23 protein-coding genes are annotated in these 25676 nt (G+C 68.1%); all 23 read right to left on the reverse strand.

Features of this window, described 5'->3' with window-relative positions; genetic code table 11:
• Positions 1–4: 4 nt before the first annotated feature.
• Entirely contained in the window at positions 5–1312 is a 1308-nt protein-coding gene (hisD, locus tag DXT68_RS10450) for a histidinol dehydrogenase (RefSeq protein ID WP_045253741.1), read from the reverse strand.
• Positions 1312–2850 (reverse strand): hypothetical protein, encoded by a 1539-nt coding sequence (locus DXT68_RS10455; protein ID WP_244268163.1) that lies wholly within the window; start codon positions 2848–2850, stop codon positions 1312–1314. Before DXT68_RS10455 ends, hisD begins: the two co-directional genes overlap by 1 nt.
• A 117-nt stretch (positions 2851–2967) precedes the next feature.
• The gene (dnaE, locus tag DXT68_RS10460; protein ID WP_045253739.1) at positions 2968–6486 is read right to left on the reverse strand and encodes a DNA polymerase III subunit alpha; all 3519 of its coding nucleotides are present in this window, start codon (positions 6484–6486) and stop codon (positions 2968–2970) included.
• Positions 6487–6496: 10 nt separating this feature from the next.
• Positions 6497–7117, reverse strand: coding sequence for a GNAT family N-acetyltransferase (locus DXT68_RS10465; RefSeq protein ID WP_045253808.1), 621 nt, complete (start codon positions 7115–7117; stop codon positions 6497–6499).
• Between the two features lie 80 nt (positions 7118–7197).
• Positions 7198–8118 carry an RluA family pseudouridine synthase gene (locus DXT68_RS10470; RefSeq protein WP_045253738.1) on the reverse strand — a complete coding sequence of 307 codons (921 nt, stop codon included), beginning with the start codon at positions 8116–8118 and terminating at the stop codon, positions 7198–7200.
• 2 nt (positions 8119–8120) lie between these two features.
• Positions 8121–8723 (reverse strand): signal peptidase II, encoded by a 603-nt coding sequence (gene lspA / locus DXT68_RS10475; protein WP_373372459.1) that lies wholly within the window; start codon positions 8721–8723, stop codon positions 8121–8123.
• A gap of 51 nt (positions 8724–8774) precedes the next feature.
• Positions 8775–9377, reverse strand: a complete 603-nt coding sequence (locus tag DXT68_RS10480; RefSeq protein WP_045253736.1) for a DivIVA domain-containing protein — start codon at positions 9375–9377, stop codon at positions 8775–8777.
• A gap of 154 nt (positions 9378–9531) precedes the next feature.
• Positions 9532–9831 (reverse strand): YggT family protein, encoded by a 300-nt coding sequence (locus tag DXT68_RS10485; RefSeq protein ID WP_230109549.1) that lies wholly within the window; start codon positions 9829–9831, stop codon positions 9532–9534.
• A gap of 3 nt (positions 9832–9834) precedes the next feature.
• On the reverse strand, positions 9835–10314 hold the full coding sequence (locus tag DXT68_RS10490; RefSeq protein ID WP_045253735.1) for a cell division protein SepF: 480 nt from the start codon (positions 10312–10314) through the stop codon (positions 9835–9837).
• 43 nt (positions 10315–10357) lie between these two features.
• Positions 10358–11062, reverse strand: a complete 705-nt coding sequence (locus tag DXT68_RS10495) for a YggS family pyridoxal phosphate-dependent enzyme (protein ID WP_082068891.1) — start codon at positions 11060–11062, stop codon at positions 10358–10360.
• Positions 11059–12210 (reverse strand): cell division protein FtsZ, encoded by a 1152-nt coding sequence (gene ftsZ / locus DXT68_RS10500; protein ID WP_045253733.1) that lies wholly within the window; start codon positions 12208–12210, stop codon positions 11059–11061. The genes DXT68_RS10495 and ftsZ overlap by 4 nt, the downstream gene beginning before the upstream one ends.
• Positions 12211–12385: 175 nt before the next feature.
• Complete coding sequence (locus DXT68_RS10505; protein ID WP_045253732.1) at positions 12386–13330, reverse strand: cell division protein FtsQ/DivIB; 945 nt, start codon at positions 13328–13330, stop codon at positions 12386–12388.
• A gap of 3 nt (positions 13331–13333) precedes the next feature.
• Positions 13334–14731, reverse strand: coding sequence for a UDP-N-acetylmuramate--L-alanine ligase (murC, locus tag DXT68_RS10510; RefSeq protein ID WP_045253731.1), 1398 nt, complete (start codon positions 14729–14731; stop codon positions 13334–13336).
• A 62-nt stretch (positions 14732–14793) separates the two neighbouring features.
• On the reverse strand, positions 14794–15870 hold the full coding sequence (locus DXT68_RS10515; protein WP_045253730.1) for a UDP-N-acetylglucosamine--N-acetylmuramyl-(pentapeptide) pyrophosphoryl-undecaprenol N-acetylglucosamine transferase: 1077 nt from the start codon (positions 15868–15870) through the stop codon (positions 14794–14796).
• Entirely contained in the window at positions 15867–17057 is a 1191-nt protein-coding gene (gene ftsW, locus DXT68_RS10520) for a putative lipid II flippase FtsW (RefSeq protein WP_045253729.1), read from the reverse strand. The genes DXT68_RS10515 and ftsW overlap by 4 nt, the downstream gene beginning before the upstream one ends.
• Positions 17058–17072: 15 nt before the next feature.
• Positions 17073–18611 carry a UDP-N-acetylmuramoyl-L-alanine--D-glutamate ligase gene (gene murD / locus DXT68_RS10525; protein WP_045253728.1) on the reverse strand — a complete coding sequence of 513 codons (1539 nt, stop codon included), beginning with the start codon at positions 18609–18611 and terminating at the stop codon, positions 17073–17075.
• A complete protein-coding gene (gene mraY, locus DXT68_RS10530; protein ID WP_045253727.1) occupies positions 18601–19713 on the reverse strand; it encodes a phospho-N-acetylmuramoyl-pentapeptide-transferase in 1113 nt (370 codons plus the stop codon). Before mraY ends, murD begins: the two co-directional genes overlap by 11 nt.
• Positions 19710–21122, reverse strand: a complete 1413-nt coding sequence (locus tag DXT68_RS10535) for a UDP-N-acetylmuramoyl-tripeptide--D-alanyl-D-alanine ligase (protein ID WP_045253726.1) — start codon at positions 21120–21122, stop codon at positions 19710–19712. The genes mraY and DXT68_RS10535 overlap by 4 nt, the downstream gene beginning before the upstream one ends.
• Before the next feature lie 28 nt (positions 21123–21150).
• Complete coding sequence (locus DXT68_RS10540) at positions 21151–22932, reverse strand: peptidoglycan D,D-transpeptidase FtsI family protein (protein ID WP_045253725.1); 1782 nt, start codon at positions 22930–22932, stop codon at positions 21151–21153.
• Between the two features lie 41 nt (positions 22933–22973).
• Positions 22974–23549 (reverse strand): cell division protein FtsL, encoded by a 576-nt coding sequence (ftsL, locus tag DXT68_RS10545; protein WP_045253724.1) that lies wholly within the window; start codon positions 23547–23549, stop codon positions 22974–22976.
• Positions 23546–24484, reverse strand: coding sequence for a 16S rRNA (cytosine(1402)-N(4))-methyltransferase RsmH (gene rsmH / locus DXT68_RS10550; RefSeq protein WP_045253723.1), 939 nt, complete (start codon positions 24482–24484; stop codon positions 23546–23548). Before rsmH ends, ftsL begins: the two co-directional genes overlap by 4 nt.
• Before the next feature lie 114 nt (positions 24485–24598).
• Entirely contained in the window at positions 24599–25030 is a 432-nt protein-coding gene (gene mraZ / locus DXT68_RS10555; RefSeq protein WP_045253722.1) for a division/cell wall cluster transcriptional repressor MraZ, read from the reverse strand.
• Between the two features lie 272 nt (positions 25031–25302).
• Complete coding sequence (locus DXT68_RS10560) at positions 25303–25674, reverse strand: SCO2097 family morphological protein (RefSeq protein WP_045253721.1); 372 nt, start codon at positions 25672–25674, stop codon at positions 25303–25305.
• Positions 25675–25676 lie beyond the last annotated feature (2 nt).

Below are 25676 nucleotides of genomic sequence, written 5' to 3' on the forward strand. Positions count from 1 at the left end.
GATCCTACGCCGTGAAACGCGCCTCGATCGCCTCGCCGTGGGCGGGCAGCACCTCGGTCTCGGCCAGGGCGACGACGCCGGCGCGGACCTCGGCCAACGCGGCACGGTCGTAGGCGACGACCTGCTGCGGACGCAGGAACGTGTACGCGCCGAGACCCGGCGCATACCGAGCCTGTCCGCCCGTCGGCAGCACGTGGTTGCTTCCGGCCATGTAGTCACCCAGGCTGACCGGGGTCTGATCGCCGACGAACACCGCTCCGGCGCTCGTGAACGACGAGGCCGCGGCCTCGGCATCCGTCAGGTGCAGCTCGAGGTGCTCCGGTGCGTAGGCATTGCTGAACGCCGCTGCCATCGCACGGTCGTCCACGAGCACGATCGCGGACTGCGGGCCGTCGAGCGCCGCTGCGACTCTGACCGTATGCCGGGTCGCCGCCGCCTGCGTACGGACTTCCTCCGCAACCCGATCGGCGAGCTCGGCGGAATCCGTGACCAGGACCGCGGAGGCCTGTTCGTCGTGCTCGGCCTGGCTGACGAGGTCCGCGGCGATGAGCCGCGGGTCCGCCTCGGCATCCGCGACGACGAGGATCTCGGTGGCGCCCGCCTCGGAGTCCGTGCCGACGACACCCGCCACTGCGCGCTTCGCGGACGCGACATAGTTGTTCCCTGGACCCGACAGCACATCCACCGGATCCAGCCCGATGTCGGCGACGCCGTATGCGAAAGCGCCGATCGCTCCCGCACCGCCCACCGCGTACACCTCGGTGATGCCGAGGAGTCCGGCTGCGGCGAGGATCGTCGGATGCACCCGCCCGCCCTGCTCTCGCTGGGGCGGGGATGCCAGAGCGATCTGCTCGACCCCCGCGACCTGCGCGGGGACGACGTTCATGATCACGCTCGACGGGTAGACCGCCTTGCCTCCGGGGATGTAGACGCCGGCTCGATGCACCGGCTGCCAGCGCTGGGTGATGGTCGCGCCCGCCCCGATGCGCGTCACCTGGGACGCCGGGACCTGGGCGGCCGAGGCGATGCGCACGCGGCGGATCGCCTCGTCGAGAGCGGCGCGGACCTCGGGATCGAGACCCGCCAATGCCTCCTCGATGTGCCCGGCCGGAACGCGGAGATCGTGACCGACGACCCCGTCGAACCGCTCCGCCTGCTCCCGCAGTGCTTCCTCGCCACGCTCCCGGACGTCGTCGACGATGCGCGCCGCCGTGTCGAGGGCCTCGGCCCTGGCCTGGGTGGCGCGCGGAACAGCCGCGAGCATGTCAGCCGCCGAGAGCTCGCGCCCTCGCAGATCGATCGTGCGCAAGATCAGCCCTTCGTGATGTCAGCGATGTCGTGCAGATACCCGATGCGACCGTCGTCGTGTCGGATGACGTAGGCCCCGCCGCGGTCTTCGATGACCAGCGCCCAGGCGCTCGGGCCGATCCGGAAGATCGCGTCGCCCCGCTCGTCATGCACGTCGCGTTCGGTCTGGGCGAGAATCCAGAACGGCTGCGCCGCCGTCATGGCGGCGTGAGCCGCCGTCTCCTCGAGGTCGCGCTCGTCGTCGATCGTGGGAAGAGCGACCGTGCGCGGCGACGAGACGTCGTACGCAGTGGCGCCCAGCAAAGACTCGATGCTGCCGGTGTCGGAGAGGATCTCCGGCGACTGCCCTCTGGACCGTCGGGAATACGTCGGCACGTAGTCCTCGTCGGCGGTCGTGTCCTCTGTTCCCGTGCCACCGCCTGAGGCATGCGCGGCGAGCGGCACCTGCTGGGCGAGATCGATCCGGGCGACCTCGTCCGTGGCCTGCTCCCCCGAGAGCTCGACATCGAGCCCACCGGTGGGAGCCGGCGTGGTCGTGTACGCCGGGGTCGCCGAGTTCGGCGACGCCTCAGCGACCGGAGCCTGGGCGGAGACGGTGCTCCGGTCATCCGTCTGGACAGGGTCGGTGGCCAGGGCGGGCTCGATGAACAGAGCGTGGTCGCCGGCGGGTTGCACGGATTCGACGGCCTGTGCCTCCTGGACGGCCTGTGGCTCCTGGACGGGCTGCGGCTCCTGGACGGGAGCCTGCCATTCCTGAGCGGACGCATCCGTCGTCCAGGACGCATCCTGCGCAGCCTCGTCTGCGCTGGCATCTGCCGCCGCGACCTCATCTGCGCTGGCGTCCGCCGCCGCGACCGGCGCGGGATCCATCGCGGGGGACGGTGCGGCGTCGGCTGCCACCTCGGGGGCGGCGCTCGGCTCGGGCCGAGGACGCGGGATCACGGGACGAACGGGGTTCGCATTGCGGTGGGCGAGCGTGACCAGTCGGCCGTGGAAGTCCTCCTTGAGCCCGGGCACCAAGGGCGCGAAGACCGTCAGCACCACGAGTGCCAGAGCGGCGATGAGCTGGACCACTCCGTTCCAGGAGAGTCCGAAGGCTCCGATCTCGATCGCGACGGACACAGCACTCCAGAGAGCTCCGAGCCAGTAGACGGCGGACACGGAGAACGCGACGGACGCGAACTGATCGATCCCGAGTGAGCCGACCCGGCGGATCCCGTCGGGCGAGAAACGTCGCAGGATGAGCAGGAAGACCGCCGCCGTCGGGACTCCGACGGGGAGCACCCATTGGATCCCGGTCCCCCAGATCGAGACACCGCCGAGGTGCGGGAAGAACGACGCGATGAACGCGATCGCCCAGACACCCACGATCAGCAGCTCGCGCAGGGTGAATCCGATGATGCCGAACTCCGGCGTCACCTCCTCGTCGTACAGCACTCCGTCTTCGTCGGAGAAGACCTCGTCGGCCATGTGCTCCGTCGACGCCGTCCGGTCGTCGGCATCCGTGGCGGCACCGTGGGAAGAAGGTGATTCCGTGCTCATGGGGAGGGTCCTTTCGTCACGGTGCAGAGCTTCTGACGCCCGCACCCGAACGCGTCCTGATACTACCCGGTGCGTCCGTGAGGTCCTCACCGGAAGGTGCTCCTCTCGGCGCTGCGGTCAGCCCAGGCAGGTGGGTCCGAGAAGGGACTTCAGATCTCCGAACAGGTCGGCCGTGACCTTGACCGGCATGGGGACCTCGAACACCTTCGCGGTGTTCCCGCGGTGCACCCGCAGCACCACCTCGGTCTCGCCGTTGTGGCGCCGCAGCACCTCGGCGAGCTCGTTCATGACACGCTCGGTCGCACGCTGTTCGGCGAGCACCAGCGACAGCGGACCCGCGGCGTCGAAGGATCCCACGTCCGGGGCGAATGCCGACTGGGCGTGCAGGTTGAGCCCGTCGTCGCGGCGCGACACCCGACCGCGAACGGCCAGGATCGAGTCCTGCTGCAGGACGTGCTGGAACTCGGTGTAGGTCTTGCCCATGAACATGACCGTCACCTCGCCGTTGAAGTCCTCGATGGTGATCATGCCGTAGGGGTTGCCGCTGGCCTTCGCGACGCGATGCTGCACGCTCGTGACGAGACCGGCGACGGTGACCTGATCGCCGTCCTGCACGTCGTCGGAGTTGTTGAGGACGTGGATGGAGATCGACGCGTGCTTCGCCAACGGGACCTCGAGACCGGCGAGCGGATGATCCGAGACGTAGAGGCCGAGCATCTCGCGTTCGAACGCGAGCTTGTCCTTCTTGATCCACTCCGGACGCGGCGGCACCTTGGCGGGAGCGACCTCCTCGAGACCGTCGTACAGGCTGTCGAAATCGAATCCGATCGCGCCCTGCGCCTCGTTGCGTTTGCGATCCACGGCGGCCTCGACCGCATCCTCGTGCACTTCGAGGAGAGCCCGACGCGTGTCACCGAGCGAGTCGAACGCGCCGGCCTTGATCAGTGACTCGACGGTGCGCTTGTTCGCGACATGCAGCGGCACCTTCTCGAGGAAGTGATGGAACGACGTGAACCGCTCGCCCTTGCGGGCCTGCACGATGCCCTCGACGACGTTGCTGCCGACGTTGCGCACCGCTCCGAGGCCGAAGCGGATGTCGTCGCCCACGGCCGCGAAGTAGTTGATGGAGTCGGAGACGTCGGGGGGAAGCACCTTGATGCCCATCCGTCGGCATTCGTTGAGGTACAGCGCCATCTTGTCTTTCGAGTCGCCGACGCTGGTCAGCAGGGCCGCCATGTACTCGGCGGGGTAATGCGCCTTCAGGTAGGCGGTCCAGTACGAGACCACCCCGTACGCGGCCGAGTGCGCTTTGTTGAAGGCGTAATCGGAGAACGGGAGCAGGATCTCCCAGATCGCGTTGACGGCGCCGTCGGAGTACCCGTTGGCGTGCATGCCGGCCTGGAAGCCCTCGAACTGCTTGTCGAGCTCGGACTTCTTCTTCTTTCCCATCGCTCGACGCAGGATGTCGGCCTGTCCGAGCGAGAACCCCGCCACGCGCTGGGCGATGGCCATGACCTGCTCCTGATAGATGATCAGGCCGTAGGACTCGTCGAGGATGTCGGCCAGCGACTCGGTGAACTCCGGGTGGATCGGAGTGATCGGCTGCTGGCCGTTCTTGCGCAGTGCGTAGTTCGTATGCGAGTTCGCGCCCATCGGCCCCGGCCGATACAGGGCGATGAGCGCCGAGATGTCACCGAAGTTGTCGGGCCGCATGAGCCTCATGAGCGATCGCATCGGACCGCCGTCGAGCTGGAACACGCCGAGCGACTCACCTCGACCGAGCAGGTCGTAGGCTCCGCGGTCGTCGAGCTCCAGCTTCTCGAGGTCGAGCTCCTCGCCGCGGTTGGTGCGGATGTTGTCGAGGGCATCCGAGATGATCGTGAGGTTGCGCAGCCCGAGGAAGTCCATCTTGATCAGGCCGAGGGACTCGCAGGACGGATAGTCGAACTGCGTGACGATCTGGCCGTCCTGCTCGCGGCGCATGATCGGGATGATGTCGATCAGCGGCTCGGACGACATGATCACCCCGGCGGCGTGGACGCCCCACTGACGCTTCAGCCCCTCGAGACCCAGAGCGCGGTCGAAGACCGTCTTCGCCTCGGGGTCGGTCTCGATCAGGGCGCGGAACTCGCTCGCCTCTTTGTATCGCTTGTGCGCCGTATCGAACATGCCGCCGAGCTCCATGTCCTTGCCCATGACGGGAGGCGGCATGGCCTTGGTGAGACGCTCACCCATGCTGAACGGGAAGCCGAGCACGCGGCCGGCATCCTTGAGGGCCTGCTTCGACTTGATGGTGCCGTAGGTGACGATCTGCGCCACGCGCTCCGAGCCGTACTTGCGCGTCACGTAGTCGATGACCTCGCCGCGGCGACGATCATCGAAGTCGACGTCGAAGTCGGGCATCGAGACGCGGTCCGGGTTGAGGAACCGCTCGAAGATCAGACCGTGCTCGAGCGGGTCGAGGTCGGTGATCCGCATCGCGTAGGCGACCATCGATCCGGCGCCGGAGCCTCGACCCGGTCCGACGCGGATGCCGTTGTCCTTGGCCCAGTTGATGAAGTCGGCGACGACGAGGAAGTAGCCCGGGAAGCCCATCTGCAGGATGATGCCGGTCTCGTACTCCGCCTGCTTGCGCACCTTGTCGGGGATTCCGCTCGGGTAGCGGTAGTGGAGGCCGGCCTCGACCTCTTTGATGAGCCAGCTGTCTTCGGTCTCGCCGTCCGGCACGGGGAAGCGCGGCATGTAGTTCGCCGCCGTGTCGAACTCGACCTCGCAGCGTTCGGCGATCAGCAGCGTGTTGTCGCACGCCTCGGGGTGGTCGCGGAACAGCTGACGCATCTCGGCTGCGGTCTTGATGTAGTAGCCGTCGCCGTCGAACTTGAACCGATTGGGGTCGTCGAGTGTCGAGCCGGACTGGACGCAGAGCAGCGCCTCGTGCGCACCGGCCTCGTGCTGGTGGGTGTAGTGGGAGTCGTTCGTCGCGACGAGCGGGATGTGGAGATCCTTCGCGAGTCGCAGCAGATCGGTCATCACCCGCCGCTCGATGGACAGCCCGTGATCCATGATCTCGGCGAAGTAGTTCTCCTTGCCGAACAGATCCTGGAACTCGGCGGCGGCGGCGCGCGCCGCGTCGTACTGCCCGAGGCGTAGGCGCGTCTGGATCTCGCCCGACGGGCATCCGGTCGTCGCGATCAGCCCCTTGCCGTATGTCTGGAGCAGCTCGCGGTCCATTCGCGGCTTGAAGTAGTAGCCCTCCATGCTCGAGCGAGAGCTGATGCGGAAGAGGTTGTGCATGCCCTGGGTGGTCTCGCTCCACATGGTCATGTGGGTGTACGCGCCGGAACCGGACACATCGTCGCTCTTCTGGTCCGGCGAGCCCCACTGCACGCGGGTCTTGTCGCTGCGGTGCGTGCCGGGCGTCATGTACGCCTCGAGTCCGATGATCGGCTTGATCCCCGCCGCGTTCGCCGCCTTGTAGAACTCGAACGCGGCGAAAGTGTTGCCGTGATCGGTCACCGCGATGGCCGGCATGTCGTAGTCCGCGGCGGCCTGAGTCATCGCCGCGATCTTCGCCGCCCCGTCGAGCATCGAGTACTCGCTGTGCACGTGCAGATGGACGAAGGAGTCGGATGCCATGTCTTCGAGTCTACGGCGGGGTCCCGACATCGGAGCCCTCGCCGGACTCCGTCTGGGCCCCTCGAAGGTCGAGGCGCATGAGCACTCGGGGGAAGCCGTCGAGCGTCGACCGCGTGTCCGCAGCCTTGGTGAATCCCGCCGCCTCGAACAGCCCCCGCGTGCCGACGTACGCCATCGTGAGATTCACCTTCTCACCCCGATTGTCGACGGGATATCCTTCGATTGCCGGCGCGCCGAGCCTCTTCGCCTGCGCGACCGCGCCTTTGATCAGCGCATGCGAGATGCCCTGCTTGCGATGGCCGGGGCGGACCCGCACGCACCAGAGCGACCACACGTCGAGATCGTCGACGTGTGGGATCAGCCTGTTCCGAGCGAACGTCGTGTCCCTGCGGGGGTGCACCGCCGCCCATCCGACCGGTTCGTCGTCGAGATAGGCGATGACGCCGGGAGGCGGATCCCGGTGGCAGAGCTCGCGCACTCGATCGGCGCGCTGAGCACCCCGCAGCCGGTTGTTCTCCGTGCTGGGGATCCGGTAGCTCAGACAGAAGCAGACATTCGACGTCGGCTTCTTGGGCCCGACGAGAACAGCCACGTCGTCGAACTCGGTCGCCGGTCGCACCTCGATGTTCATGCGGAGAGTCTGCTGCACCCCACGGACATCATCGAGCATCTCGATCGATACCCCGCAGAGCACGAACCACTCGGAACCGGCTACTCGCCGCGCAGGATCTCCAGCGCATGCTCGAAGTCCGCGGGATACGGCGACTCGAACTGCACCCACTCCCCCGTCGCCGGGTGCGAGAACGCGAGCTTGTGCGCGTGCAGCCACTGGCGGGTGAGGCCGAGCCTGGCAGACATCGTCGGGTCCGCGCCGTAGAGGGGGTCGCCGACGCACGGGTGCCGGAGCGCGGCCATGTGCACGCGGATCTGATGCGTGCGCCCCGTCTCCAGGTGGATCTCGAGCAGCGAGGCACCGGGGAACGCTTCGAGCGTCTCGTAATGCGTGACCGACGGCTTGCCGTCCGGCGTCACCGCGAACTTCCACGAGTGATTCGGATGCCGTCCGATCGGCGCCTCGATGGTGCCCGTCAAGGGATCAGGATGCCCCTGGACGACAGCGTGGTAGATCTTCTCGACCGTGCGTTCCTTGAAGGCGTGCTTCAGCGCGGTGTAGGCGGCCTCGCTCTTGGCCACCACCATCAGCCCGCTCGTGCCGACGTCGAGTCGGTGCACGACACCCTGTCGTTCGGGAGCGCCGCTCGTCGCCACGCGGAATCCCGCCGCGGCCAGCGCCCCCACCACGGTGGGGCCCTCCCAGCCGAGGGACGGATGAGCGGCGACGCCCGTGGGCTTGTCGACGACGACGATGTCGTCGTCGTCGTGCACGATGCCCAGCTCCGGAACCGCGATCGGGATGATGCGCGGCTCCTCCTTCGGCTGCCATTCGACCTCGAGCCAGCCGCCGCCGCGAAGGCGATCCGACTTGTCGAGGGTGACGCCGTCGAGGCGCACGCCTCCGGCTGCGGCGACGTCCGCCGCGAAGGTGCGGGAGAACCCGAGCATCTTCGCCAGCGCGGCATCGACGCGCGTCCCCTCCAACCCGTCGGGGACGGGGAGAGAGCGGAACTCCACGCTCAGCGTCCGTCCGACGCGGGCGTACCCGGCGTCGTGCCGTCGAGGCGCGAGGGATCGGTGTCTGCCGCAGCCTCCGCGTCTGCGATGACAGCAGCCGCCTCGGCCTCTTCATCGGTCTCGACGGGGGCGTGATCGCGGTCGCGGGTGCCATCGAACCGCAGGCCGAAGACGACCAGCAGCGCTACGGAGATCATGCCGGTGACGATGAAGATGTCCGCCACGTTGAAGATCGCCGGCATCATCCAGGGCATGGAGATCATGTCGACCACATGACCCATCGGGAACCCGGGATCGCGGAACAGACGATCCGTCAGGTTGCCCAGCACACCGCCGAGGAGGCAGCCGAGAACGACGGCCCACAGCCGCGAGCGGAGCCCGGACGCCTTCCACATGATCACGCAGGCGACGACCGCGAGTGCGATCGTGAAGATCCACGTGACGTCCGACCCGAGCGAGAAGGCCGCGCCGGGGTTGCGCACGTAGTACAGCTGAAGGAACTCCCCCAGCACGGGGACCGGCTCCTGCAACGGCAGATTCTCGGTGGTGAGGTACTTCACAAACTGATCGGCGGCCAGCACGAGCGCTGCGAGAATCGCAACGATCGCGCCGGCCGCCGACCGACGAAGGGCGGGGCGTCCTGGCAAAGGGACGACCTACAGTCCGATCGCGGAGACCGGGGTCGAGTCCGTGGATCCCGACTTCTCGTCGAGGTCGCGGAGCTGGCCCTCGATGTATCCGCGCAGCTGCGAGCGGTAGTCGCGCTCGAAGTTGCGGAGCTCGGTGATGCGGGCCTCGAGCGTGTTGCGCTCGCGCTCCAGGCGTGCCGACTCCTCGCGCTGCTTGGCCTCGGCCTCGGTGCGGATGCGGTTCACCTCGCCCTCGGCGTCGGCGATGAGCTGGTCGCGCTTGGCTTCACCTTCGGCGACGTGCTCGTCGTGCAGACGCTGTGCGAGCTCGATGATTCCGGCGGTGGCGGTGGCGGAGCCGGACGGCGTCGGCTCGGCCGGGGCGGGAGCCTCGGCGACGACGGGAGCAGGGGTCTCGGCGACGGGAGCAGGAGCCGCAGCGGCGACGGGAGCGTCACCGGACTCGAATGCTGCGAGCTTGGCCTTGAGCTCGGCGTTCTCCTCGAGGGCCTTACGCCACTCGATGACGATCTCGTCGAGGAAGTCATCGACCTCGTCGGGGTCGAAGCCGTCCTTGAAACGGACGTGCTGGAACTGCTTGGTGACGACGTCATCCGGGGTAAGTGCCATGGTGGCTCCTTCGATGAGTTCGGTTGCCAGTGTTGATGATGGCATGGTCGAGATGTGGCGCGAACCCGGGGCGCGCACCTGGGAGCCAAGCATAGCCCCCGCGCCTGTCAGCCGCGACGACGCGACACTCGGGCTCGGCGAAATCGCCGGGGTCTCAGATGAAATTCCGCACGATGCTCATCAGGATGAGCACGATCAGGATGGTGATCGAGAAGCCGAAGTCCAGAGAGATCCCGCCGATCCGGAGAGGCGGGATGATGCGCTGGAAGAACCGCACGGGCGGGTCGGTGACGGTGTACACGAGCTCGGCCGCGATGAGGCCGGCGCCCTTGGGCCGCCATTCCCTATTGAACAGCGGGATGTAGCTGAGGATGAGTCGCGCGAACAGCACGATCAGGTACAGCAGGAGCGCCAGATGGACGATGCTGGCGATGATGGAGACGACGATCCCCACGGTCTACGACTGGTCGAAGCCCGCAGACTCGGCGTCTGCGTGGGCGATTCCTCCGTGGCCCGACACCGAGATGTTCTCCGGAGAGAGCAGGAACACCTTCGAGGTGACCCGCTCGATGCGGCCGTAGAGGCCGAGCGAGAGCCCGGACGCGAAGTCGATCAGACGGCGAGCGTCGGCGTCGCTCATCTGGGAGAGGTTGATGATGACCGGGACACCCTCGCGGAAGCTCTCGGCGATGAGCTGAGCATCGCGGTACTGCTTCGGGTGGACGGTGAGGATCTCGTTCACTGCCCCTCCTGCGGGCTGACGCACGGCGACGGGGCGCCGAAGCGGGGTGACGGGGGCCGGGGCAGGCTCTTCCCGATCACGGTCACGGTCGCGGTCACGCTCGCGCTGGGCGCGGGCAGGAGCCTGCTCTTCGTAGACCTCTTCCTCATCGGCGAGGCCGAGATACACCATGGTCTTCTTCAGTGGGTTACCCATCGTGTCCTCCGGTTCGAACGAGTCGGGTTGGTCTGTTCACAGGTTAACCCCGGTCGGGGCGGGGGCCCGTGATTGCGGAGCCGATCCGCAGGTGTGTCGCGCCCGCGTCGATGGCCTCGACGAAATCGCCGGTCATCCCGGCCGAGATCCACGTCGCGGACGGCTCGAGCAGGCGCACCTGATCGGCCACCACCCGCAGCCGGGCGAAGGCGGATGCCGGCTCCTCGTCGAGCGGAGCGACGGCCATCACGCCGCGCAGCCGCAGCGAGGACAACGACAGGATGTGCTCGGCGAGGGTCGACGCGTCGGCGGGCTCGATCCCGCCGCGCCCTTCGTCTTTCGTGAGGTTCACCTGGATGAGCACGTCGAGCGGCTCGTCATCCTCGGCCACCCGGTGCAGGGAGTCCGCCAGCTTCGCCCGATCGAGCGAATGCACGGCATCCGCGCTCCGGCGGATCGCCGACGCCTTGTTGGTCTGCGCCTGCCCGATGAAGTGCCAGCGGACATCCAGATCGCTCACCTCGGAGGCCTTCGAGGTGAGCTCCTGCTGACGGTTCTCCCCCACCTCGCGAACCCCGAGCGCATGCAGATCGCGCACGAGGGACGCCGGATGGAACTTCGTCACGACGATCCGGGTGATCTCGGAGGCGTCGCGGTTCGCTCGGCGCGCAGCGTCCGCGATCCGTTCATCGATCGCCGACAGCCGCGCGGCCAAGGCCGCGCGGCCAAGGCCGGGGCCTTCCGTCACTTCAGGAATTCAGGGATGTCGATGTCGTCGTCGGCGAAGGCCGGCTCGATGCTGGTCGTCGCGGCGCGCTGCTGCACGCGCTCCGGCGCGGTCGGCTCCGCGGCGGGGGTGCTCTGCTCGTCCTGGGAGAGCGTCACCTCCGGCAGCGTGCTCGCGGCGGCGGGACGCGTGACGACCATCGGGTCGAGGCGGAGCGACGGCTCGCCGCTGTCGAAGCCGGCGGCGATCACCGTGACGCGCACCTCATCGCCGAGCGTGTCGTCGATGACGGTACCGAAGATGATGTTCGCCTCGGGGTGCGCCGCCTCCTTGACGAGGTCTGCGGCATCGTGGATCTCGAAGATGCCGAGGTTCGACCCACCCTGGATCGAGAGCAGCACACCGTGCGCGCCTTCGATGCTCGCCTCGAGGAGCGGCGACTCGACGGCCAGTTCAGCCGCCTTGATCGCCCGATCGGCACCGCGGGCGGATCCGATTCCCATGAGCGCGGATCCCGCACCCTGCATGACGGACTTGACGTCCGCAAAGTCGAGGTTGATCAGACCAGGGGTCGTGATGAGGTCGGTGATGCCCTGGACACCGGCGAGGAGCACCTGGTCGGCCGTGGCGAACGCCTCGATCATCGAGATACCGCGGTCGCTGATCTCGAGGAGGCGATCGTTGGGTACCACGATGAGGGTGTCGACCTCTTCCTTGAGCTTCACCACGCCGGCCTCGGCCTGGCTCTGACGGCGACGGCCCTCGAACGAGAACGGCTTGGTGACGACACCGATGGTCAGCGCACCGATCGACTTCGCGATGCGTGCGACGACGGGAGCTCCACCGGTTCCGGTTCCGCCTCCCTCACCCGCGGTCACGAAGACCATGTCGGCGCCCGTGAGCGCCTGCTCGATCTCTTCCGCGTGATCTTCGGCGGCACGGCGGCCCACCTCGGGGTCGGCTCCTGCGCCGAGGCCGCGGGTGAGTTCGCGACCGACGTCGAGCTTGACGTCGGCGTCGCTCATGAGCAGCGCCTGGGCGTCGGTGTTCACGGCGATGAACTCGACTCCGCGGAGACCGAGGTCGATCATGCGGTTGACGGCGTTGACGCCGCCACCGCCGACGCCGACGACCTTGATGACGGCGAGGTAGTTCTGGTTCTGGCTCATGGCCGGCCTCCGAGTAGTCGAGCCTGTCTATGGGTGAGATTCCAGGGCCTGAACCTTAAACCTCAACTAGAGGTGTAAAGTATTTCCCGGTATTGGTTTCTCTTGTTCGAAGGTAAGCGCGATGCACACGCGCGCGCGCAACGACACGGGCGTGTCGCCCGTTTGACGGCGAAAGTCAGCCGACGACGACCGCGTGCGGCGACGTGACGTCGATGGAGGACGCGGCAGGGTTGCCGATCAGAGCCTTCGAGAGCACCTCGCTCTTCATCGGCGAGTTCTCCGAGCTCCCCCACACGACGGTCAGTCCGGTGTTCAGGGTGAGTGTCACATCGTCGGCCGTCGTCGCACGGACCCCGGTGAGAGATGCGCGCAGCTCGGCGGGGACGGATCTGATGACGAGTCCCGCGCTCTCGAACGCGGCCGAATCCGTGCCGCCCTCGATGTCGAGCAGGGGCTGCCCCTCCGGCTGATCCGAGGTGGTGGAGAGTGCGACGCCCGCCGCATCGACCAGTGTGTACCCCGCATCCGACCGGATGACGCCCACGGGGGTGCGCTCGACGATCCGCACGGTCAGGTCATGCGGAGGCTTCGCCTCCAGGGCGTAGGTCTCGATGAGGGGGAAGGCCAGCAGCGCGGCCTTCACCTCGCTCGAGTCGACGAGCGCCAAGGGCGTGCCCACCTGTCCCGCCAGTGCAGCCTCCACCGCGGCAGGATCGAGGGACGAGGCACCCACGACCGTGACTCTCTCGACGGCGAAGAGCGGACTGTACGCCGCGATCACCGCGCCGCCCACCACGACGGCGATCGCACCGACGGTGCTCAGCCAGATGATGCGTCGACGACGCGACCGCTGCGTGAAGCGGCGGATCTCGGCGCGCAGCGCCTTTCGGCGCGCTCGTGCCGCACGCCATACGTCGCGCGTGGACGTCGGGCGATCGGCCTCCGGCACGATCCCGTCGGCACCCTCCGCCTGCACGCCCTCCGGTCGATCTGCACCGGTGTATCGCCTGGGGTCGTCACCCGGTGCGCGAGAGGCCGGGCCCGCGCCGCGGCGGCGCGGCGCATCGCGGTCGTCTGCGGGCCCCGCCGGCGGGGTGGGGAGCGCAGGTGGACGCCGCATCGACTAGGCCCCGGTGGTGCGCAGCGACTCGAGAACCTGCGGGATTATCTGGTACACGTTGCCGCAGCCGAGAGTCACGACGAAGTCGCCCTCGCGCGCGACGGAGGCCGTGTAGTCGGCGGCCTGCTGCCAGTCCGCCACGTAGTGCACACGGGCCGGGTCGTGGAACGCGCCGCTCACCAGCTCACCCGTCACGCCGGGGACCGGATCTTCGCGCGCACCGTAGACGTCGAGCATCACGGTGTGATCGGCGTGGGTCTCGAGCACGTCGGCGAACTCCTGGAACATGTGCTGCGTGCGCGAATACGTGTGCGGCTGCTGGATCGCGATGATGCGCCCGCCGCCCGCGAGGGAACGCATGGCCTCCAGCGCCGCGCGCACCTCGGTCGGGTGGTGCGAGTAGTCGTCGTAGACCGTCACCCCGCGTTCGACGCCGTGCTGCTCCAGACGACGCACCGTGCCGGCGAAGCCCTCGACGGCACGCGCGGACTCGGCGAGCCCGAAGCCGACGGCGAGGAGGACCGTGATGGCTCCTGCCGCGTTGATCGCGTTGTGCACTCCCGGCACGGCGAGCTGCAGACGGACGCTCTCGTCGCCGTGGCTGACCGTCGCGGAGACCGGCCCCGCTGCCACGATGTCGGTGACGCGGACGTCGGCATCCTCCGCCTGTCCGAAGGTGAGGACGTGCGGATGCGACAGCCCTGCCCCGACCCGCAATGCCCCCGGGTCGTCGCTGGAGATGACGACGGCCTCGGTCGCGGCATCGGCGAAGCGGACGAACGCATCGTGGAATGCCTCGTCGGAACCGTAGTGGTCGAGGTGGTCGGGGTCGACGTTGGTGATGAGGGCCACGGCCGTGTCGTAGAGCAGGAAGGTGCCGTCGGACTCGTCGGCCTCGATCACGAACAGCTCCCCCGTGCCCGTCGCACTGGAGATGCCCAGCTGCTCGATGACACCGCCGTTGACGAAGTTCGGATCCGCTCCGAGTGCCTGCAGAGCCGTCACGATCATGCCGGTCGACGTGGTCTTGCCGTGTGCACCTGCGACCGAGACCAGTCGGCGCGAACCGATGAGCCAGTGCAGTGCCTGCGAACGGTGGATCACGTGCAGGCCGCGCTCCTTCGCCGTGACGAACTCCGGGTTCTCGGGCCAGATCGCGCCGGTGTGCACCACGGTGTCGGCGTCGCCGAGGTGAGCCGCGTCGTGCCCCACATGGACGACCGCCCCGGCGGCCGCGAGGGCGCGCAGATTGTCGCTGTCGGCGCGGTCGCTCCCGGACACCCGGATGCCCGCGTCCAGGAACATCCTGGCGAGGCCGCTCATGCCGGAACCACCGATGCCGATGAAGTGGGCGGAGGAGATCGACTCGGGGATCGGGAGGGAGAGGTCAGGTCTGATCATGTCGGATTCAGTCTACTTTTCGGTAAGGACGTTTCGGCGGCGCGACGCCGCCGGAGGCACGGTCAGGAGACGCCGAGTGCGCGATCCACGAGGGCGATCACGTTCTCGGTGCCGCTGCGCGTCCCGACCTTCTCGGCGGCCGCAGCCATCTGCGCGATCCGCGCCGGATCGTTCAGGACGGGGATCACGATGCGGCGCACGGCATCGCCGTCGAACGACGCGTCGTCGAGCAGGCGTGCCGCTCCGACGGCGACGGCCGACGCGGCGTTGAGCCGCTGCTCGCCGTTGCCCACCGAGTACGGCACGTACAGGGCGGGGATGCCGAGCGCGCTGATCTCGCTGACGGTGGCGGCGCCGGAGCGCGAGACGATCAGGTCGGCGAGGGCGAACGCGAGATCCATCCGGTCCACATAGCGCCGCAACGCGTATCCGGGCACCTCGGGGTCGACGAGGTCGCTGCGCTCCCCCGTGACATGGAGCAGCTGCCAGCCGGTGGCGAGGATGTCTCCCCACGAATCCGCGAGCGCGTCGTTGAGGCGCTGGGCACCGAGCGAACCGCCGAAGACGAGCAGTACCGGGCGGGCGGCGTGGAGTCCGAAGTGCACCGCCGCCTCGTCGCGGGCCGCCGCGCGATCGAGCTCGATCACCTCACGGCGCAGAGGCATGCCCACCACTTCACTGCCGCGCAGACGGGTGCCGGTGAAGGCGACTCCGGTGGCCGCGGCTCCTCGCGCGCCGAGGACGTTGGCCAGTCCCGGCTTGGCATTGGCCTCGTGCACGACGAAGGGCACGCCCTCGCGACGGGCCGCGACGTACGCCGGAGCGGAGGCGTACCCGCCGAAGCCCACCACGACATCCACGTCGTGGGCGCGGATGTGGTCGCGGACCTGGGCGATGGCGCGGCGGAACCGCACAGGGAACGACGTCGCCTGTCGGTTCGGACGACGAGGGAAGGGCACCTTGTCGACGATCAGCAGCTCATAGCCGCGAGCGGGGACGAGTCGGGACTCCAGCCCCTCGGCGGTGCCGAGCACGAGCACATCGGCGTCGGCCTCCCTGGCCCGCAGTCCGTCGGCGACGGCGAGCAGGGGGTTGACGTGACCGGCAGTGCCACCGCCGGCGAGAAGGTACGAGGTCACCGTGCGACCCTACCCCGCCCCACTGTCGCGTTCCGCAGAGGAGCCTGAGCCTCGACCGCGGGGATGGTGCGCGCGAAGGAGAGGAGCACTCCGCAGGCGATGAGCACGGCGAGCAGCGCGGTGCCGCCCTGAGACATGAACGGCAGCGGAACTCCCATGACGGGGAAGAGACCGATCACGACGCCGATGTTGAAGACGGCCTGGCCGGTGATCCAGACCGTGATGCCGCCGGCGGCGACGCGGATGAACGGGTCGGCCGTCTTGCGGATGATGTGGAAGGCCCCGACCGTGAACAGCGTGAAGAGCGCGAGCACGACGATGCATCCGATCAGACCGAGCTCCTCGCCGACGATCGCGAAGATGAAGTCGTTCCCCGCGGCGGGCAGCCAGCCGTACTTCTCCTGCGAGTTGCCGAGACCGACGCCGAAGATCCCGCCCGAGGCCATGCCCCAGATGCCGTGGATCGACTGGTAGCAGTCCCCCGTATAGGCCGACATGTCGGAACAGGTCGCGGTGATGCGCCGCATCCGGTCGGGGCTGGTGATGGCGAGAGCGATCACCGACACGACTCCGAGGAGCACGGGCAGGATGAACAGCCGCAGCTTCACGCCGGAGAAGAACAGGCACCCGAGCAGGACGATCACGAGCACCATCGCCGTCCCGAGGTCCTTGCCCGCGATGACGGTGCCGATCGCGAGCGCCCCGACGGGGACGACGGGGATGAAGACCTGGTGCCAGGTGCCGAGCATGGTGTGCTTGCGCATCAGCACGAAGCCGATCCAGAGGGCGAGGGCGAGCTTGAGGAACTCCGACGGCTGCAGCGTGAAGCCCGCGACCATGATCCAGTTGCGGTTGCCGCCGTCTTCGATGCCGAGGGGGGTGAACACGAGGAGCTGGAGGGCGACCGCACCGAAGAGCGCAGGCCACGCCATCTTCTTCAGGAAGGCGATCGGCAGACGCGAGATCAGGAACATGAGCGGGACGCCGAGCACGGCGAAGATGCCCTGGCGCAGGGCGCCGTCCATCGGATTCTCGCCGCTGGCGACCGCGGTGGCGCTGGTCGCCGAGAGCACCATCACGAGTCCGAAGATGGTCAGCATCAGCGCGGCCGACGCGATCATGAGGAATTCGGTGGAGACCGGGGTGAACCTCCGGCCGAGCGAGACGCGAGCGGCGAGACCGCTCATCCCCCGCCTCCGGACTCAGACCGTGGGGGGCGTGCGACCTGAGTCATCGGCGTTCCCCCGGTCTATCCAGTCCCGCACCGCCTCGGCGAAGCGGTGTCCGCGATCCGCGTAGCCGGAGAACTGGTCGAAGGATGCCGCTGCGGGGGCCAGCAGGACTGTGCCCTCACCCTCGACGATCCCCGCGGCGATCTCCACGACGCGATTCATGACGTGATCAGTCTCGCCAGCATCCACCTCGAACACCGGGACCGTCGGCGCGTGTCGCTCGAATGCCGCGACCACCGATCCGCGCTCGACGCCGATCACGACCGCCGCCCTGGCCGTCGCACCGACCGATGCGACGAGTTCGCCGATGTCGACGCCCTTGAGGTCGCCGCCGACCACCCAGATCGCTCCGGGGTATGCGCGCAGCGACGAGGCCGCGGCATGCGGGTTGGTCGCCTTCGAGTCGTCCACCCAGGTGATGCCCCCATGGCGCGCGATGACCTGGATGCGGTGCTCGTCGAGGCGGAAGGACTGCAGCGCGGCGTGGATCGCCTCCGGCTCGACTCCCAGCGACCGGGCGAGCGCGCTTGCGGCCAGGATGTTCTGCACGATGTGCGGAGCCGCGAGACCGACCCGCTCCAGGTCGGCGACGGTGGTGAGCTCGAGCGCACTGCGCGCCCTGTCGTCGAGGAACGCCCTGTCGACGACAAGCCCCTCCACCACGCCGAGGTCACTGGGACCGGGGATGCCGAGGTCGAAGCCGACGGCACGGGCGCCCTCGACCACCTCGGCCTGTTCGACCATGGTGCGGGTCGCCGTGTCGGCCTTGTTGTAGACGCACGCGACGCGGGTGTTCCGATAGACGGTCGCCTTCGCATCGCGGTAGGCATCGGCGCTGCCGTGCCACACGAGATGATCGTCCGCGAGGTTGAGGCACACCGACGCATGCGGGTACAGCTCGCCCTCGGCACTCGAAAGACCGAGATACCAGAGCTGATGGCTGGACAGCTCGACCACCAGGACGTCAAAGCCCTCGGGGTCGCGCACGGCATCCAGAATCGGCACGCCGATGTTGCCGCAGGGGGCGGCGCGCAGCCCGCCCTCGACGAGCAGCGACGCGGTGAGCTGGGTGGTCGTCGTCTTGCCGTTCGTGCCGGTGATCAGCACCCAGTCGGCAGACGAGCCGTCTGCTCGCCGCACCTTGTCGCGCACGCGCCAGGCGAGTTCGACGTCGCCCCACAGAGCGATGCCGGACTCCTGCGCCCAGCGGATCACGGGATGTGCGGGAGAGAACCCCGGAGAGGCGATGATCACCTCGGGATCGAATCCGCTCAGAGCGGCCGGCACCGTCGCCAGCGGACCGAGCTCGAGGCGCGCTCCGATCACCGGAAGCAGCCGGGCGTACTCCTCTTCGGCGGACTCGCTGAGCACGAGCACATCGGCGCCGAGCTCGGTCAGTGTGTCGGCGACCGAGAAGCCCGTCATCGACAGGCCGAGCACGGCGACGCGCAGGCCGGACCAGTCGGCGTGCCAGCTGGTCAGCGTCGCGAGCCTGACGTCAGTCGACACGGGTCAGCCATTCCACATAGAACAGACCGACCGCCGACACGGCGAGGAGACCTGCGATGATCCACATGCGCACCACGATGGTCACCTCGGACCATCCGCGCATCTCGAGATGATGATGGAAGGGGCTCATCAGGAACAGTCGCTTTCCGCGAGTGATCTTGAAGTAGCCGCGCTGCAGGATGACCGACCCCGAAGCCATGACGAACACGCCGGCGATGATGAAGAGCAGCAGCTCGGTGCGGGTGAGGATCGCCATCGCGGTGATCACGCCGCCGATCGCCATCGATCCGACATCGCCCATGAAGACCTTCGCCTTGGGGGCGTTCCACCACAGGAACCCGATCAGGCTCGAGGCGACCGATGCCGCGATGATCGCGAGGCTGAACGGATCACGGACCTCGTAGCATCCGCTGAACGCCGCCTTCTCGACACCCTCCCCCACGCAGGACTGCTTGAACTGCCAGAAGGCGATCAGGCTGTAGGCGCCGACGACGATGACGCCGGCACCGGCTGCGAGCCCGTCGAGACCGTCCGTCAGATTCACGCTGTTGGACGTCGCGACACCGATGATCGCGATCCACAGCAGGTAGAGCACCCATCCGAGGATCGCCGCGAAGGCGAACAGGTTCAGCCACGGGATGTCGCGGAACAGCGAGATCGATCCGGATGCGGGGGTCTGATCGAACGAGTTGGGGAAGTTCAGGGCGACGATGCCGAACGGGATGATCACGACGAGCTGGCCGATGATCTTGCGCCATCCCGACAGGCCGAGGCTGCGCTGGCTGTGCACCTTCATGTAGTCGTCGATGAAACCGACGGCGCCGAAGCCGACCATGAGCCACAGCACGAGCAGCGCGGAGAGCGCGGGGGTGCCGCCGCCGACGTACGTCGCGGTGAAGTAGCCGACCATCGTGCCGAGGATGAAGATGACACCGCCCATGGTGGGCGTGCCGCGTTTGGCCTCGTGACTCGGGTTCTCGATCGCTTCGGGGGTGCGGATGACCTGCCCCCAACCCCACTTGCGGAAGAGCCGGAGGAAGACGGGAGTCAGGAACAGGGTGAAGGCGAGCGATATCGCGGCCGCCATGATGAGAGACCTCACGAGAACAATTCTCCCAGACGATCGCCGAGATGCCGCAGGCCCACGGAGTTGGACGACTTCACGAGGACGCGATCGCCGTCACGCAGCTCCGTGCGCAGGTACTCGAACGCCGCGTCCTGGTCGGGGAAGAAGACGGCTTCGCTGTCCCACGACCCCTCGCTGATCGCGGAGATGAACAGTCGGCGTGCCTCCGGCCCGACGACCACGATGCGCTGGATGTTGAGGCGCACGGCGAGCAGCCCGATCCGGTCGTGCTCCTCGCCCGCGGTCTCGCCGAGCTCGCTCATGGCGCCGAGGACGGCGACGGTGCGCTCGTCCTGGCCGGTGATCTGCGCGAGGGTGCGCAGCGCTGCCGCCATCGAGTCGGGGCTCGCGTTGTACGCGTCGTTGATGATGCGCACCCGGTCGTTGCCGAGGGGCTGCATCCGCCAGCGCTCGGCGATCTCGACGGTCTCGAGGCGCGCGACGGCATCGGCGGTCGACACTCCGAGCACCCGAGCGGCGGCGATCGCCGCGAGCGCGTTGCCCACGTGGTGCGCGCCGAGCACCTGGAGCCGCAGCGGGATCCGCTCTCCGCCTGCCTCCACCACGCACGTCGTACCCGAGGCGGTCACCTCGACATCGTGCGCGCGGATGTCTGCGGCATCGCTCTGCCCGAAACCGACGACCGACATCCCTCGGGATGTCGCCAGCTCGCTCATGGCGGCGACTCGGAAGTCGTCCACGTTCAGCACGGCGGTGCCAGAAGAGGTGGCCGCCGAGACGAGCTCGGACTTGGCCTTCGCCGTCGCCTCGATGCCGCCGAACCCTCCGGCGTGGGCCATGCCCACCATGAGGACGACCGCGACATCGGGATGCACGAGGCCTGCCAGCCGTGCGATGCTGCCGGGAGCATCCGCCCCGAACTCGCTGACGAGGAACCGGGTGCCGTGCGTGACGCGCAGCATCGTCACCGGCGCGCCCACCTCGTTGTTGTACGACTTGATGGGAGCGACGGTCTCACCCTCGTCGGAGAGGATGCGGGCGAGGAAGTTCTTCGTCGTGGTCTTGCCGTTCGAGCCCGTGATGCCCACGATCCTGAGGTCCCCGGCGGCGCGGACGCGAGCGACGACCTCCCGGGCCAGATCCGCGAGGGCGGTCACGGCATCGGCGACCACGATCTGCGGGATGTCCTCGTCGACCACGTGCTCGACGATCGCGAGAGCCGCGCCCGCCTCGCGCGCTGCGCCGACGAACCGGTGCCCGTCGGTCTCGGCACCGGGCTTCGCGACGAAGATCGAGCCGGGACCCATCTCTCGGGAATCGGTGTCGACGATTCCGTCGACGATGGTCTCGGCGGTCGCGGGACCGGCGAGACGGAGATCACCCCCGAGCACGGTGGCGATCTCAGCAAGCGACAGGGCGATCATGACGTCTCCAGGCGCGGCGGGGCGCCGTCTATTCGAACTTCGGGAGCGGTGCGTCCATCGGAGTGGAGGACGGCATCACGCGGTAGGTCTTCATGGTCTGGGTCATCGCCTTCTGGAAGGCCGATGCGGTGGCGGCAGACGATGTAACTCTAGTCGGCTCGTCGAGGGTCACCACGACGACGTACTGGGGGTCATCGACGGGGGCGAAGCCCACCATGCTCGTGTAGTAGACCCCGGACTTGTAGCCGCCGTTGCCGTCGGGGATCTGCGCCGTACCGGTCTTGCTGGTGACGCGGTACCCGGGGACCTGGATGCGCTCCGCGTTGCCGCCCTGCACGGCGACGTTCTCGAGCATCCGGGTCAGGTCCGCGGCCGTCTGGGTCTTGATGATCTGCTCGTGCTCGGGAGCGTCAGGGGTGACGACGGTGCCGTCCGGCGTGGTGCAGGACTCGATGAGCGAGAGACCGATCTTCTCGCCGCCGTTCGCGATCGCCTGGTAGGCGCCGGCGAGCTGCGGGGCCGTCACCGTGAAGTACTGCCCGAAGGTGGTCGTGTACAGCGACTGGTTGTCCCACTCGCTGGTGGGATGCAGCAGTCCGCTCGTCTCGTCGGGGAAGCCGATCGTCTTGGTGCCGACGCCGAAGCGCTCGAGGTAGTCGTGGCGCACGTCCGGGCTGACCATGGTGCCGAACTTCGACAGCGCCACGTTCGACGAGTCGATGAGGGCGCCCGCGAGCGTGTACTGGAAGGTCGGGTGCACGAAGGCGTCGTTGATGACGGCACCGTTCTCGAACTTCTCGTGCGACGACGCCGACACCGTGGGGGTCGTCATCGTGACACCGGCGTTCTCCATGATCGCCGCGGCGGTGACCGGCTTGAACGTCGAGCCCGGCTCGAACGGGTAGGTGAAGAGCTTGCTGCCCCAGGTGTCGGGCGACGAGGCGTTGAGGTCGTTGGGGTCCATGGTGGGCCATTCGGCCGCGGCGCGGATCTTGCCCGTGCCGACCTCGACCACGGTGACGGTGCCGCCCTTGGCACCCTGGGTCTGCGCCTCTTCGGCGATCATCTGCTGCATGTACCACTGCAGGTCGCTGTTGATGGTCAGCTGCACCGAGCCGCCGTCGACCGCGTCGGTCCTGCTCTCGCTGCCCGGGATGACCACGCCGTTCTTGCCGGTGCGGTACGACTCCTCGCCATCGGTCGGAGCCAGGCACTTCTCGTCCATCTTCTCGACGCCGGCCTGAGCGGTGCTCGTGCCGTCGAGGAAGCCCAGCAGGTTCCCGGCCACGGCACCGTTCGGGTAGACCCTGACCTCGCGAGGCTTCATCTGGAGGTAGGAAGAGATCTTGAGGTCGCGCAGCTGGATGTACTTCTCGGTGCTCAGCCCCTTCACGAGCGGAAAGTACTGCGAGTCGGGGTTGTCTGCGAGCACCGCCGCGACATCGGCGCGGAGCTTGTCGGCATCCAGGCCCATGATCTCCGCGATGCGCGTGGACGCCTCCGCCCAGGGCAGTGCCGGCGGGTTCTTGTCGTCCTCCTCCAGCAGGCGGATGACCTGCGGGCTGAGCTGCGCGTCGTACACCAGCACGCTCTCGGCGAGCACCGAGCCGTCGGCGTCGACGATCGATCCGCGTTGACCGGGGATGGCCGTACCGTGCGCGATGTACTCCATCGACTGGGCGACGTGCTCGTCGGCCTTGACCACCTGGATGTCCACGAGTCGGACGACGAACGCCCCGAGGACCGCGAGGATCACCGCCAGCGCGACGACCGTGCGCCGCCGAGGCGTCCGGGTGGCTCGTGTCGTCATGGATGCTCTCCGTCAGCTCGGGGTGGTCGGTGGGGTCGTGGTTATCGTGTGCTCGGGCTCGGGAGACCGTCGGTGATGGCCGGCGGGAGCTCCTGCATCGACTGCCCCGACGGTGCGTCCGGCGTGGCGTCGTCCGCTGTCGACGCGTTGACCGGGACGTCGTTGAGGAGTGCGTTGCCCACCGCGCCCGCGCCGGTCGGATCGATCGTCGATGCTCCGGCAGCACCGGTCCCCTGCCCGAACACGGCGCCGTCGCTGAGCCTCAGGTACGCAGGCGAGCCCGCCACCACCATGCCCAGCGCCGCGGCGCTCGTCGCGAGCGACTGCGGGGAGCTCATCCCGGTGAGGTCCTCCTGCAGCGCATCGGTGCGCAGGTCGAGCTCGTGCTGCTGCGAGGTGAGCCCGGCGAGTGTGAACGAATCCTGGGTGATCGCGAGCGAGAGCCCGATCTGGGCCGCGCCGATCGCGAGCGCTCCCCCGACGGCCAGCAGCGCGTAGGCGAGCTTGGGGCGGCGGCGCTGCGGCGTCCCGGTGACGGGCTGCAGTGTGCGGCGGGGGGTGCGGGCGGGTGCCTCGGGTGCGGGCCGGCTCGGACGGACGGCGGCGTTCAGGCTCATGAGTTCTCCCGCACCTTCTCGGCTGCGCGCAGGCGCACCGGGATCGCCCGCGGATTGCGTGCGCGCTCGTCATCGTCCGCGAGTTCCGCACCTCGGGTGATGATGCGGAATCGTGGCGCGTGCTCCGGAAGCTCGACCGGAAGGCCGCGAGGGGCGGTGGATGCCGCGCCGGCGGCGAACGCCTGCTTGACGAGCCTGTCTTCGAGGGACTGGTACGACATCACCACGATGCGTCCACTCGGCGCGAGGGCGTCCATCGCGGCGGGGATCGCGTCGGCGAGCACGTTGAGCTCGGCGTTCACCTCGATTCGCAGTGCCTGGAAGACGCGCTTCGCCGGGTGCCCTGCACGCTGGGCGGCGGCGGGCGTCGCGGCGATGAGGATGTCGACGAGCTCGCCGGAGCGGGTGATCGGCTGCTTCTCGCGCGCGGCGATGATGAAGCGGGCGTAGCGACCGGCGAGCTTCTCCTCGCCGTAGCGCTCGAAGATGCGGCGGAGGTTGCCCTCGTTGTAGGTCGCGATGACCTCGGCGGCGGTGATGCCCTTCGTCTGATCCATCCGCATGTCCAGCGGAGCATCCTTCGAGTACGCGAAGCCGCGTTCCGCTTCGTCCAGCTGCAGCGATGAGACGCCGAGGTCGAAGAGGATGCCGGCGGCCCCCTGCGCGTGCAGTCCGATCTCGTCATAGACCGTGTGCACCAGCGTGACGCGGTCGGCGAAGCGCGCGAGCCGCTCTCCGGCGATGCGGAGGGCGTCGGTATCGCGGTCGAGACCGACGAGACGGATGTGCGGGAAGCGCTCGAGGAGCGCCTCGGAGTGGCCGCCCATGCCCAGCGTGGCATCGACGAGCACCGCTCCGTCAGCCTGAAGGGCCGGAGCGAGCAGCTCGACGCAGCGGTCGAGCAGTACGGGGGTGTGGATGTCGCGGAGGTTCATGATCTTTCTCGGGTGACCCTGTGGTGGAGTCCAAGGCCCTGATCCCCCTCCGCTTCTCGACCCGGCACCGGGGAAGTGTGTCGGGGCGGGAGCGGCGGGGCATCACGGCCGTGGTCAGAAGAGTCCCGGAATCACCTCCTGCTCGAGATCGGAGTAAGTCTCCTCACCGGCGGCGAGGTAGGCGTTCCAGCTCTCGGCATCCCAGATCTCGGCGTGTGCGCCGACTCCGGTGACGACGAGCTCCTTCTGCAACCCCGCGTACTGACGCAGGTGAGCGGGGATGGTGATGCGGTTCTGGCTGTCGGGCATCTCCGCACTGGCACCGGAGAGGAACAGGCGCATGAAGTCGCGCGCCTGCTTGTTCGCGAGCGGCGCCTGACGGATCCGCTCGTGCATGGTCTCGAACTCGGCCGTGCTGAAGACGTAGAGGCAGCGTTCCTGCCCTCTGGTGACGACGATGCCGCCACCGAGGTCTTCGCGGAACTTCGCGGGAAGGATGACCCTTCCTTTGTCGTCCAGCTTCGGCGAGTGCGTGCCCAGCAACATCGGCCATCACCCCCTCTCCGTCCGGCCAACTCGAGGTGCGCCCCACTTTACTCCACTTTCCTCCACAAACCTACGACGAATCGGCTCTCGGGCACTCCGATCGGGACCCCACCCCGCGGCGCCCCTTGCTATCACAGGGATCACGGCGGGTGGAGGGCAGTGGAGGACAGGTGGAGGACGTCGACAGCCCCGCCGCGAACGCGCAGCGGACACGACGAAGGCCCGGATGCTCAGAGCATCCGGGCCTTCGTAGAGGAGGAGTGTGGGGAGAGTCAGTGGCCGTCTTGGCGGCGGTCCCATCGATCGTTCATCCGGTCCATGAAGGACGCGGAGCTGTGCTGCTTGGCGGCACGCTCCTGAGGCACCGACGACACGGGCTTGCGCACGGGAGTCACGGCGAACATCACGCCGCCGAGCATCGCAGCGAATCCGACGACGCCGACAACGACGCCCCAGACGTCGCCGAGGACGACTCCGACGATCAACCCTCCGACGCCGGCGAGGAGCAGCAGTGCTCCGTAGACCAGATTGCGGTAGCTGAGTGCTCGGTCACCTGACGGCGCGCTGACGACGTCTGCGTCGTTGTGGAGGAGATGGCGTTCCATCTCGTCGAGCAGACGCTGCTCCTGTTCGGAGAGTGGCATTT

Origin of the sequence: Microbacterium foliorum, assembly GCF_003367705.1 — a bacterium.
Classification (GTDB): domain Bacteria; phylum Actinomycetota; class Actinomycetes; order Actinomycetales; family Microbacteriaceae; genus Microbacterium; species Microbacterium foliorum.